General features: G+C 38.9%; 10 protein-coding genes. 2 read left to right on the top strand and 8 right to left on the bottom strand.

The window, feature by feature from the left end:
* The first annotated feature begins 156 nt into the window (after positions 1-156).
* The gene (locus IEX94_RS00735; protein ID WP_188855624.1) at positions 157-534 is read left to right on the top strand and encodes a YugN family protein; all 378 of its coding nucleotides are present in this window, start codon (positions 157-159) and stop codon (positions 532-534) included.
* A gap of 72 nt (positions 535-606) precedes the next feature.
* On the opposite strand, the gene ctaG is transcribed toward IEX94_RS00735, so the two are convergent.
* The 6 genes from ctaG to cyoE all read right to left on the bottom strand — a co-directional run bounded on the left by ctaG (position 607) and on the right by cyoE (position 6,560).
* The gene (ctaG, locus tag IEX94_RS00730; RefSeq protein ID WP_188855623.1) at positions 607-1,503 is read right to left on the bottom strand and encodes a cytochrome c oxidase assembly factor CtaG; all 897 of its coding nucleotides are present in this window, start codon (positions 1,501-1,503) and stop codon (positions 607-609) included.
* A 124-nt stretch (positions 1,504-1,627) separates the two neighbouring features.
* On the bottom strand, positions 1,628-1,951 hold the full coding sequence (locus IEX94_RS00725) for a cytochrome C oxidase subunit IV family protein (RefSeq protein WP_156857604.1): 324 nt from the start codon (positions 1,949-1,951) through the stop codon (positions 1,628-1,630).
* A gap of 1 nt (position 1,952) precedes the next feature.
* Positions 1,953-2,597, bottom strand: a complete 645-nt coding sequence (locus tag IEX94_RS00720) for a cytochrome c oxidase subunit 3 (protein ID WP_188855622.1) — start codon at positions 2,595-2,597, stop codon at positions 1,953-1,955.
* Between the two features lies 1 nt (position 2,598).
* Positions 2,599-4,395 (bottom strand): cytochrome c oxidase subunit I, encoded by a 1,797-nt coding sequence (locus IEX94_RS00715; RefSeq protein ID WP_188855767.1) that lies wholly within the window; start codon positions 4,393-4,395, stop codon positions 2,599-2,601.
* Between the two features lie 96 nt (positions 4,396-4,491).
* Positions 4,492-5,547, bottom strand: coding sequence for a cytochrome c oxidase subunit II (gene coxB, locus IEX94_RS00710; protein ID WP_188855621.1), 1,056 nt, complete (start codon positions 5,545-5,547; stop codon positions 4,492-4,494).
* Between the two features lie 68 nt (positions 5,548-5,615).
* Positions 5,616-6,560, bottom strand: a complete 945-nt coding sequence (gene cyoE, locus IEX94_RS00705) for a heme o synthase (RefSeq protein ID WP_188855620.1) — start codon at positions 6,558-6,560, stop codon at positions 5,616-5,618.
* Between the two features lie 437 nt (positions 6,561-6,997).
* Here cyoE and IEX94_RS00700 point away from each other — a divergent pair, with 437 nt between their 5' ends.
* Positions 6,998-7,948, top strand: a complete 951-nt coding sequence (locus IEX94_RS00700) for a COX15/CtaA family protein (RefSeq protein ID WP_188855766.1) — start codon at positions 6,998-7,000, stop codon at positions 7,946-7,948.
* A gap of 42 nt (positions 7,949-7,990) precedes the next feature.
* On the opposite strand, the gene pyc is transcribed toward IEX94_RS00700, so the two are convergent.
* Both pyc and ftsW read right to left on the bottom strand, forming a co-directional pair.
* The gene (gene pyc / locus IEX94_RS00695) at positions 7,991-11,431 is read right to left on the bottom strand and encodes a pyruvate carboxylase (protein ID WP_188855619.1); all 3,441 of its coding nucleotides are present in this window, start codon (positions 11,429-11,431) and stop codon (positions 7,991-7,993) included.
* Positions 11,409-12,602: a putative lipid II flippase FtsW gene (gene ftsW / locus IEX94_RS00690; RefSeq protein ID WP_188855618.1), complete on the bottom strand. Its 1,194-nt coding sequence runs from the start codon at positions 12,600-12,602 to the stop codon at positions 11,409-11,411. Before ftsW ends, pyc begins: the two co-directional genes overlap by 23 nt.
* Positions 12,603-12,826: the final 224 nt, after the last annotated feature.

Here is a 12,826-nt window from a genome sequence, read left to right as displayed (position 1 = left end):
ATATATTACAGTCTATGAAGATATAGTATGATACATTCAATGTTTTCCCTATTAATTCTAATTATAATCCTTTTTAAGTGGACAGGTTTTTCATTGCAAATTATTTCTATTCATACTATGATTAAATAAAGTGGACAATTATTAGGGGTGAAAAAAATGAGAATTGAAAACACTGGAATTGATGGTTTAGTAATGGACTTGAAACCGCTTGATAAAATTACGGGGCAACATGCCTTTATCCGCGCTGGACAGTGGGACTATGAACGGGTAACATATGATTACAAAATTGGTTCCAATGAAAAAAATATTACATATTATATCCGTGTTCAAGGTTATGCGACAAGTGGCGATGTAGATCGCAGAGATGCGGTGATCAAACTATTAACTCCTTTACTCGGTAAGCATTATTATCCACATGGAATCGAGTATGGGGAAGAAGAGAACTTCCCAGAATCACTCGTGGAACGTGCGCAAACATTGCTTACAAATTTAGCCAATGAATTAAAACCACTCGCTCAAGAAAAAGGTAATTAAAAAATCAGGTCAGCTATCAAAATAGTTGACCTGATTTTTTTAAAATCGCACTACTGTATTATTTTATATAATTTAATTTACTTCTACACTAACTGGGTCGACGTCTCTTGATTTCTCCCGGAACCAACCAAAGAATACTCGTATCATTAATGATAAATAAACGACTTCTTGCAGTGTTTTCATAATAACACCACCGAATTGCTGGTCGTTTATCGTACTTAATGGTGAAAACATTTCAGGCCCGGAAAGAGCTAATTCGATTCCGTCAAGCACATCACCAGGTACACAGATTGCTAATGATTGTAACCATGCACCTCCTGCCAAATAAGCTTCATAAGCAGGTGTTTTCGTAAAGATAATCAAGACACAAGCCGGAGTTATCAATACACCATTAGCAAAGATATAGCCGACTTTCAATAAAGGAGTCATCGTATTTATTTCCTTAAATGGTAATAACAGTGGAATAAACACGATAAAAGCAGCAATCAATAAAATACCATGAATAACGAAATGCCATACTGGAGCCGACTTTGAAAAATCAAAGACAACTGGTATATGGTAGATAGAAAACAATCCATTAAATAAAAGCAGAGAAATAATCGGCTTTGTGAGTAGTCGAATAATTGGACCTAAGATATTGTTTCTTAGAACCTTTTCCCAAACCCATAATGGAAGTCCTTTAATGGCAAGGATTGGAAAGATAAGCAGATATATTACCATCTGTATCATATGCGCACTAAACATTATATGAGATAATAAATCAATTGGCGAACCTTTAGCTACATATAAAAGAAATAAAGCTGTATACATCAAAATATGTTGCTTTATCGTAGGCTTTTCTGTTCCACCGAATTTATGGCGGTAAGGGCCTGTTGCTAAATAATAAATAACTCCTAGCAGTACACAGAATGTAAAGAAATATGGACTCCACAAAGCTCTAAAGCCGAAGATTTGTAATTCTAACCACATATATAGTCACTCCATAAAAAGGTTTATTCACTTATTATATACCATATTTTCATGAGAATTTAATAAAAATGTGACGAAATTCGCAAAAAAAGATCGGGAATACTCTCCCGATCTTTTTTTAATTTTACCACCAAGTAATAACTCCTAATCCAAGGATAGTTAGAAATGCAATTAACATTCCTCCGTAGATTGATGCAGAAGCTGGTCCATGGCCCTTATCTTTCAAATGCATAAAATATAAGAATTGGAACATCGCCTGCACGATTGCCAGGACAACTAGCAAGATACTTAAATACGAACCAGTCATTAACTGCGTTCCAACAAGAGCGAATGCAATGACGGTAAATACAATCATTGAAACAAAGCTAATTACTTGGATTTTCATCTCATCTTTACTTTCTTGTTTACGGTAAGAATCGAGTTTGTTAGGCGTAGTATTTTCTGTCATTTTAACCCACCATCCCCATTAGATATACGACTGTAAAGATGAACACCCATACAACGTCAATAAAGTGCCAGTACAATGCAAATGTATTGTACTTCGGAGCGTTATATGTGTCCAATCCGCGTTTTGCATTACGTGCCATCAATACGATTAACCAGCTCAAACCGAAAATAACGTGTCCTCCGTGGAAACCGACTAACGCATAGAAAGCTGAACCAAACGCAGAAGAGCGGAAAGTAAAGCCGTAATCTGTAATATAATGAGCGAACTCATAAATTTCACAACCTAAGAATGCGAGTCCTAGTAACCCAGTGATACCCATCCATAATTGCATTTTCTTAAAGTTGTTATTCTTCATATGGTAAATTGCATAAACACTCGTTAAAGAACTTGTAAGTAAAAGAAGTGTCATTAAGAATACAAGTTCAAGACCATATAATTCTTGTGTCGTCGGTCCGCCAGCAGTAGAGTTTTTAAGCGCGATATATGTCCCGAACAAACTTGCAAAAAGAACCGTTTCACTCCCAAGGAAAATCCATATACCGAGGTGTTTATGTTTACCCTCTGCTGTAGCCCTCGCAGGCTCTGCAGGAATATTATTTGGATCTATTTTATGTGCATTCCTGCCAATTGCTTCCTGGTGACTCATCTTAATCATCCTCCTTTTCAAGTTCTTCTTTGGGGATGTTATAACCATAGTCATCTTTCAATGATCGAACAATCATACAACCGATAGCAAATGCCATACCGATGTAAATTAATATCCTGCCATGTGGACCATCTAACTGGTAAATAAAACCAAACGATGCAATTGTAAATCCAAGACTGATTAGAAATGGAAGTATTGAACCATGTGGCATATGAATGTCATGTAATGGTTCAGCTGGTTTTATCTTACCATCACCTTCCATTTTTTCAATCCACAGTGGGTCTAATCCACGAGTTAATGGTGTGTATTTAAAGTTATAGTAAGGCGTTGGATTCGGTACTGACCACTCTAATGATCTTCCATCCCACGGGTCTCTTGGTGCTGGACCTTTGAAGTATGAGGTCACAACATTAATTAATAACACAATTACTGCTAGACCCATCAAGTAAGAACCTAACGTACTGATTAAGTTTCCTAAATCCAGTTCTTGATTCTCTAGGAATACCCAGTAGCGACGTGGCATACCCATTAGTCCTAAGAAATGCTGAATGAAGAATGTTAAATGGAAACCAGAAAAGAACAGCCAAAATTCAAGTTTACCTAACTTCTCACTTAACATCCGGTTGAACATCAACGGCCACCAATAGTGTACTGCCGCTAGTATACCAAATACTGATCCACCAATTATAACGTAGTGGAAGTGCGCAACTACGAAATACGTGTCATGGAACTGATAGTCCGCAACTGTTGAACCAAGCATAACACCTGTCATCCCACCAATTGTGAAAGATGGAATAAATCCAAGTGCATAAAGCATCGGAGTAGTTATCTTAATACTACCGCCCCACATTGTGAGGAGCCAGTTGAATATCTTGATTCCCGTTGGCACGGCAATCGCCATCGTACCAATTGCGAAAAGAGCGTTAGCTACTGGTCCTAGGCCTACAGTAAACATATGGTGCGCCCAAACCATGAATCCTAAAAATGCGATTAGGAATGTAGCGAAAACCATCGCGGTATAACCAAATAGTCGTTTCTTCGAGAATGTCGGGATGACTTCACTAAATATCCCGAATGCGGGAAGAACCAAAATATAAACTTCAGGGTGACCCATTATCCAGAATAAGTGTTGCCAGATAACCGAGTTACCACCTAAAGCAATATCAAAGAAAGCAGAATCAAACATACGGTCAAACTGCATTAAGAATAGCGCAATTGTAAATGCTGGGAAAGCAAATAAAATAAGAATACTTGTTACTAATGTTGTCCATGTAAATAACGGCATTCTCATATATGTCATCCCTGGTCCACGCATTAATACAATCGTTGCTATAAAGTTAATCCCTGTCATAATTGTTCCTGCACCTGCTAGCTGCAGTCCCAATACATAGAAGTTTATACCATGTCCAGGTGATTGTACGGAAAGTGGGGCGTAGTTTGTCCACCCTGCATCTGGTGCTCCTCCAAAAAACCAACTCGAGTTCATTAAGAGTCCACCAAAGATAAATAGCCAAACACCTAAACCGTTCAAGAAAGGAAATGCCAAATCACGAGCTCCAATTTGAAGTGGCATAACATAGTTCATTAAGCCGAAGAACAACGGCATTGCTGCAAGGAATAACATGTTCGTTCCATGCATCGTAATCAATTCATTATATAAGCCAGCAGAAACAAAGTCGTTTTCTGGTGTCATTAACTGAGTTCGAATAATTAATGCTTGTAATCCGGCCATTAGGAAGAATATCCCACCGAAAAGCAAATATAATACTCCGACCTTTTTATGGTCAACGGTGGTCATGTAATCCCAAATCACGGTTCCCAAGCTTCTTTTTTGAGTAGTAGTACTCAAAGCTTTAACCTCCCTCTTGTGTCTTCCATCCCTTAATTAATATTATTAGTCGATAAGGCCCCCAGCACTCTCAGGGGTTATTTCAGAAGGCTGAAGCTGCATTAAATACTCTGCTATCTTATCAGCTTCTTCTTCTGTCACATCATACGTACCCGTCATTAGGTTACCAGGCTTAATTGACTCTGGATCTGTAATCCACTTAACAAGATTCTCTTTTGTCGGTTCAAGATATCCTACAAAGTGTGTACGGTCACCAAAGTTAGTCAAGTTTGGTCCAACACCAGATGGTGCAGATCCAAGCGCGTGACATCCCATACAGTTATTTTGGAATAGGTCTTGACCTTCCTGTGCAACTGCATCGTCCGGTACCTCTTCAGGATCAACGTTTTGCATGTCTGTGATCCACTGTTCATACTCTTCTGGACTTACTGCAATTACTTTGAAGTCCATCAGCGAGTGGGATGGTCCACAAAGCTCGGCACATTTACCCCAGTAAACTCCTTCTTCATAAGCTTCAATGAACATTGTATTCACGTTTTCCGGGTTAACGTCCATTTTCCCAGATATTGAAGGCACCCAGAATGAGTGAATTACGTCTGATGAAATCATATTCAAGTATACTTTTTCTCCAGTTGGAATATACAAGTCCTGACTTGTCGCGACTTCTTCATCTTGATACTCAAAATGCCACCAATACTGGTTACCTGTTACATCAATATTAATCGATGAACTTGCCTCTGACGTATCCGCGAGATCAAAGGTGAAGTAAATTGTAGGGACCAAAATAATAATAACAAGAATGATTGGAATTACAGTCCACACAATCTCTAACTTCGTATTCCCTTCCACCTGTACTGGAATTTCATTCTCTTGACCCTTCTTTTCACGGTAACGGATCAATACAATCGTATAGATCACCATTACAACTACAAAAACACCAATCATGATGAATGTAATATAAAGAATTAGATCTAATGTTATATCTGCCCCATAGCCCTTAGGATTAAGGGAAGTTAAATTCTCTTTTCCACACCCTGCTAATAGGATTGCTAAGAAAGTAAAAAGCATGAGTGCTTTAAATTTTCCCATCCATCTTTTCATGTGTTCATACCTCTCTTTCTTCTTGTTGTTGTTTCCTTATATATTAATTTTATATTTAAGGACAATAGTTAATTAAATATTGGGAGCGTTACAATAACCATGAGCGGGAACAGGATGACGAGATAATTCAAAGAAAAAACAAATATTCTGTTTGCCCATTTCAAATCGTCTTTAACAAATAATCCTGTAAGAGCTAGAATTAACCATCCAATATTTAGTGCGGTAGCGATAACGACAAATGTCGTACCGAGTGATGTAAGCAATAATGGCAACGGTAATAGACACGCAATGTATACAATAATTTGCCGCTTCGTTATGCTAAATCCATAGACGACTGGAAGCATTGGAACACCAGCCTCTTTATATTCGTCCATCTTCTTCATAGCAAGAGCAAGGAAATGCGGTGTCTGCCATATAAACATGATTAAAAATAGTCCAACCGGAAAAATATGTAGCTCTGGAGTAATTGCAAACCACCCAATCAGTGGCGGCATTGCTCCTGAAATACAGCCCACTATCGTATTTAATGTATACTTCCGTTTCGTCCACATCGTATATAACACAATGTAAACAAACCAACCGATAAAGGCAAATAATGCGGCATAAGCATTTGTAAACAGAAAAAGAATCCCTAACCCAATAATCGTTGTGACGATTCCAGATATCAGGACTGCTCTAAGCGAAAATAGCCCTGTTACAGTTGGCCTTGTCTTTGTCCGGGTCATTTTCGGATCTATATCAACATCATACCAGTTATTTAGGATAGCCCCACCGGCGATTACTAAACCACTACCGATTAAGGTCATAATCAGCGTACCGATATGTTCACTGAACGTCAGACCATGTATGTATATAGCCAACCAAAAACCAGCAATAACAGTTATTAAATTTGAATTGACAATTCCGATTTTGATAAGAGCTTTAACAGCTTGCACCGTACTTCTCATATTTCTTTTGGCAGGAATTGCGGTGTCACTTACTACATCTGTATACGGCGTTTCCACCTTGTTCATTCTCATTTCCCCCCTTTTTTCGAAAAAGCCAAGATTTTCATTACCATAGCTAGTTTTACACATGACAAATATAGCCGATAATTACTTTTATTGTATCATGGAATCAAATAAAATTCTATCTAACCAATAATTACTATTTAAATAAAATAATTATTGACTGGATGACTTTGGATAATTAAATCAAATCATTATTTTAGAATTTCTCTCATCCGGAAGTATAACCCACTCGGCCCTCATACTATTTCTAGCAAACTACGCCCCACATTGCAAGTATTTTTTACTATTTGAATGGTAAATACTACTTTTATGTTGAATACTGTTACAAATTAATGACGAATTTCAACTAAGGGTATATTTCTTTGATATTGTTCCCGTAAAATATTATTATAAACGTTATAAAGTGTATACATATACTAAGAAGAAGTGAGGCTTAAAATATCATGAAACTTTTAAAATGGTTATCCGTTGTTGCGACAATCGGGATGATCTTTGTACTTTTAGGTGGTGCACTAGTTACAAAGACCGGTTCAGCAGATGGCTGTGGAGATAGCTGGCCACTTTGTGAAGGACAATTAATACCATCTGAATTCAACTTCGAGATGATTATCGAACTCAGTCACCGCTTAGTATCCGGTTCGATGGGAATTATCGTTGTATTATTAGCAATTCTAGCATGGAGAAAAATCGGTCATATCCGTGAAGTTAAATTCCTTTCCATCAGTTCAGTTGTCTTTCTATTTTTACAAGCACTAATCGGTGCAGCTGCTGTTGTATGGGGACAATCAGACTTTGTGCTTGCATTACACTTCGGAATTTCACTCATTTCGTTTGCTACTGTATTCCTGCTTATGCTACTTATTTTTGAAACCGACAAGAAGTGGGATACAGAATCGCTCATCATTAAGAAAAAGCATCGAATCGAATTTATTGCGCTTACGATTTATACACTCGCTGTCGTCTATACAGGGGCGCTTGTCCGCCATACCGAGTCCAGTCTCGTTTGTCCAGATGTCCCCTTCTGCTACAATAATAATCCTGGCGGTTTTGCGAGTTATAACTTCCAGCAATGGGTACAAATGGGACATCGTTTGAGCGCAATCATTTTGTTCCTTTGGATGATTGTGTTGTTCGTTAAAATTATTAAAGAATATAAACACTCTAAAGTCATGGTAGGCGGTTGGGCGATAGCACTTTCGCTTATTGTATTACAAGCTCTGTCTGGTGCGTTAAGTGTCTTTACGATGCTTAGCCTATACGCAACACTTGCACACGCTCTATTCATTTCTTGTTATTTCGGAATGCTAAGTTACTATCTTCTGTTATCAAACCGGAGTGCAGCAAGAGAAATGCACGAACAGCCTAACCACACAAATACAGTTATTTCTTAAAACAAAAACATCGCTCCTGAATTGGAGCGATGTTTTTTTGTTTTATTCAAATTCGATTAAAATATCGTCAACTTCAATGACAGAGCCGTCTTTTACATAGACATCTTTAATGGTTCCACCAAACGGCGCTTGAATACTTGTTTCCATCTTCATTGCTTCTGTTGTAAGGAGATGGTCGCCTTTCTTCACCTGATCGCCCTTCTTACAGTTTACACTTAAAACTGTACCAGGCATCGTTGCACCAATATGCTTCTCATTCCCTTTCTCCACTTTTGGTCTAAAGGCAACGGATGAACGAATACTTTTATCTTTAATTTGAATTTCACGGGTCTGACCATTTAGTTCAAAATAGATCACACGGGTACCGTCGGGTTTCGGTTCAGAAATGGAAACAAGATTAATAATCAATGTTTTCCCTTCTTCAATTGTCACATCAATCACTTCACCAAGCTTCATACCATAGAAAAATGTCGGTGTATCGAGAACAGACATATCGCCATAAGTATCCGTGAAATCTTTATAGTCAAGAAATACTTTCGGATAAAGTGCATATGCAATCACGTCTTGATCAGTAACGGATTGCTCTAGCTTTTTCTCCAATTCTTCTTTTAAAGCTTCAAAGTCAACTGGCTCAAGCAATTCACCAGGACGGACAGAAATCGGTTCCTTATCCTTTAAAATGACTTTCTGTAATTTTTCTGGGAAACCTTGATAAGGCTGGCCGATATATCCGGCTGCAAACTCAATGACAGATTCCGGGAAGTCAATCTGGTGCCCTTTTTCATACACATCTTGTTCCGAGAGATCATTCTGTACCATGAATAGTGCCATATCACCAACTATTTTAGAAGATGGTGTTACTTTCACGATATCACCAAACATATCGTTAACGAGACGGAATGTTTTCTTAACTTCATTCCAGCGGTCCCCAAGACCAACCGCTTTAGCCTGCTGCTGTAAATTACTATATTGCCCGCCAGGCATCTCATGGTTATAGATTTCAGTGTGAGGTGACTTCATCCCGCTTTCAAAATCACTGTAATATTCCCGAATCCCTTCCCAATAATGCGAGAGTTCTTCCACTGCATCGATATTCATTTCAGGCTGACGAACATGTCCTTCTAGTGCATGATAAAGCGTCTGTCCACTTGGTTGCGAAGTCATCCCTGCGAGCGGACCATTCGCAACGTCAACAATATCTACACCGGCATCTACTGCTCGTGCATACATATATATTCCATTTCCACTTGTATCGTGTGTATGTAAGTGGATTGGTAAATCTGTCTTTTCTTTCAATGTTGAAATTAACTGATATGCTGCTTCAGGCTTCAATAGTCCGGCCATATCTTTAATTGCTAAAATATGAGCACCGGCATCTTCCAACTGTTTTGCCAAGCTCACATAGTAATCCAAATCGTACTTTGATCGACCTTTATCTAGCATATTACCGGTGTAGCACATTGCAGCCTCTGCAATCTTATTATTGTTTCGAACTGATTCGATAGCGAGCTTCATCCCTTCAAACCAGTTTAAACTGTCAAAAATACGGAATACATCAATACCTTTTTCTGCACTCTTCTCAACAAATGCATGGATTAAATTATCCGGGTAGTTCTTATAACCAACTGCATTACTTGCACGCAGCAACATCTGGAATAGAACATTCGGCATTTGTTCCCGTAATTGCTCAAGGCGTACCCAAGGATCTTCTTTTAAGAAGCGATAGGCAACGTCAAAAGTTGCTCCTCCCCACATTTCAACAGAAAATAAGTTCGGTTGAATTTTCGCTGTTGGTTCAGCAACTTGTACGAGATCCTTCGTGCGAATCCGAGTTGCTAGTAATGACTGGTGGGCATCACGGAAAGTCGTGTCTGTTAAGAGAACTTCTTTCTGATCTTTCACCCAGTCCGCTAACGCTTCAGGGCCTTTTTCATCTAATATTTGCTTTGTGCCGTCAGGGAATGGGGCGTGATGATCGACTTGAGGGATCAGCAGCTTAGAAAATTCCGGCTTTTCTACTTTTGCTGCACCGTCCACTCCATTGATTGTGATATCCCCAATATAATTAAGCATTCTTGTTGCACGGTCTCTTGATTTTCTGAATTCAAATAGTCCCGGTGTTTTATCAACAAAGGTTGTATCATAGTCCCCCGTGATAAATTGTTTGTGGTGCATTACTTTTTCCAAAAACTGCACATTCGTTTTTATTCCGCGAATTCGGAATTCTTTAAGGTTACGTACCATCTTCATAATGGCTTGTTCATATGATTTCGCCCATGTCGACACCTTAACTAGCAGAGAATCATAATGCGGGCTGATGATTGCCCCTGAGAAACCATTTCCTGCATCAAGTCTTACGCCAAACCCGCCCCCTGTCCGGTAAGCAAGAATCTTTCCAGTATCAGGCATAAAGTTATTTAACGGATCTTCTGTTGTGACTCTTGACTGGATCGCATATCCATCCGTAATAATATCTTCTTGTTTTGGAACTTGAATTTCTCCTCCATGTAAGCCGTAACCATCCGCGATTAAGATTTGCGTCTGCACAATATCAATCCCAGTAATCATCTCTGTAATTGTATGTTCCACTTGGACACGCGGATTTACTTCAATGAAATAGAACTCGCCTTCTGAAACAAGGAACTCGACTGTTCCGGCATTGAGGTAATCTACATTACGCATTAGGTTCACTGCCGCCTCGCAAATTTCCTCGCGCAGTTCATCTGATAAAGTAAGACTTGGAGCAACTTCTATCAATTTTTGGTGTCTACGCTGAATCGAACAATCCCGTTCATAAAGATGGACGATATCACCATGGCTATCTCCTAGAATCTGAACTTCAATATGTTTTGGATTCGTTAACAATTTTTCTACATAAATCTCATCATCACCAAATGCCGTCTTCGCTTCAGATTTCGTGCGATCATACGCCTCGGAAACTTCTTCTGGGCTATTTACGACCCGCATTCCCCGACCGCCACCACCAAGAGTTGCTTTAATGATGATTGGGTAACCATATTTTTCACCAAAGGTAAGAACTTCTTCTATACTATGTACAGCTCCGCTTCCAGGTATGACAGGGATATCTGCGTTCACTGCCTGTTCGCGAGCTTTCACCTTATCCCCAAACATATCTAAATGCTTGCTTTTCGGACCAATGAAGATAATACCTTCCTCTTCACAACGTTTAGCGAATTCAATGTTTTCGGATAAAAAACCGTAACCCGGATGAATCGCATCGATATTTTTTTCTTTGGCAAGTTCGATAATGCCTTCAATATCAAGATATGCATCGATTGGCTTCATATCTTCCCCGATTAAGTATGCTTCATCTGCTTTAAAACGGTGAAGCGAACCTAGGTCTTCTTTTGAATAAACAGCTACCGTTCGGATTCCGAGCTCATTACACGCCCGGAATACTCTGATTGCTATTTCCCCTCGGTTTGCTACTAAGACTTTCTTAATATGCTTTAAATTTACCATGTTTCCCACCTCTGTTTAGTTGTTTTATTTTTCTATCTGCATTATCTTGTTGATTCTCTGTCTCATGTTCCTTTCTTCTCACATTCATTGCAATGTTGTTTAGAACACCCATGGAGATAAGCAATACTAACAATGAAGTACCGCCATAACTAATAAATGGTAAGGTAACTCCAGTAATCGGCATCAGCCCGCTAATAGCACCTAGGTTAACGAAAGCCTGGATTCCGACCATCGAAGAAATACCAATGGCAAGCAGTGCACCAAAGCTGTCTGTACATTTCCTTGAAATAAAGAAGCCCCTAAGTACAATGACAGCAAGTAAGCCTATTACGATAACTACACCAACGAATCCAAGTTCTTCAGCGACGATAGCCATGATAAAATCAGTATGCGCCTGTGTTAAATAACCCAATTTCTGTACACTTTGTCCAAGTCCCTCTCCAGTAAGCCCACCAACTCCAATCGCTACATAAGATTGGATTAATTGGTATCCATCTGAATCTGGTGTTTCAAATGGCTTGTATGCCCCGGTAAAGCGGGAAATCCTCTCGTCTGTCACCATAGACGGTGCAACAAGGAGTAAAAGTCCCATTCCGAAAGCTATTAAAATACTTAAATGCTTCCAGCGGATACCTGAACTAATGATTATAGAACAGGCGATCAAAAAGATAATGGAAGATGTACCGATATCCGGTTGGATAATAATTAAACCGATGAATACACCGGTTAAAATTAACGGAGGGAGTACACCGGTCGTAAATTTATCAATATAAGCTTGCTTCTTGGAGTATACGGAAGCAAGGTACATAATCAGTGCAATCTTGGCAAACTCGGCAGGTTGTAAACTCATTGGTCCAATCTTAATCCACGATTGAGCGTTATTTACATTCGTTCCAAATAAAATAACACTAACTAGCATGATGAGAACACCTATAACAATAAACTTCATCAATTTCTGATAATACTTATAAGGAAATATACAAGTAACCAGAAATCCAAAGAAGCCGAAACCGAACCAGACTGCTTGCCGTTTTAAATAATATGTACTCTCCAGCCCATCCACTACCGCGGTCACCATACTGGCGCTATAGATCATCACTAGGCCGAATGCTGTTAAGAACAATGGTGTAATGATTAAGGTGTAATCATAGTATTTTAATTTTTTTAACATCCTTCTTCTCCTCAGATTGATAGATTTTAGCGGAAGGATATCGAGAAACTTTTTATAAAGTATAACACAATTAAATAAATAGTACATACTATTTATAAAAAGTTTTTCTTTCACCCACAGTTTTATTTTAACTTATCCTAAATGAACAAAGGCGCAAGCGCCCGTTTAGCGACGTACAAACTGGAGCACTCCGGAATGAGATAAAGGAAACACAACGAACGCAG

This window comes from Oceanobacillus indicireducens, from assembly GCF_014647195.1.
GTDB lineage: Bacteria > Bacillota > Bacilli > Bacillales > Amphibacillaceae > Oceanobacillus > Oceanobacillus indicireducens.
This window is presented reverse-complemented; position numbering and strand designations above follow the sequence as displayed.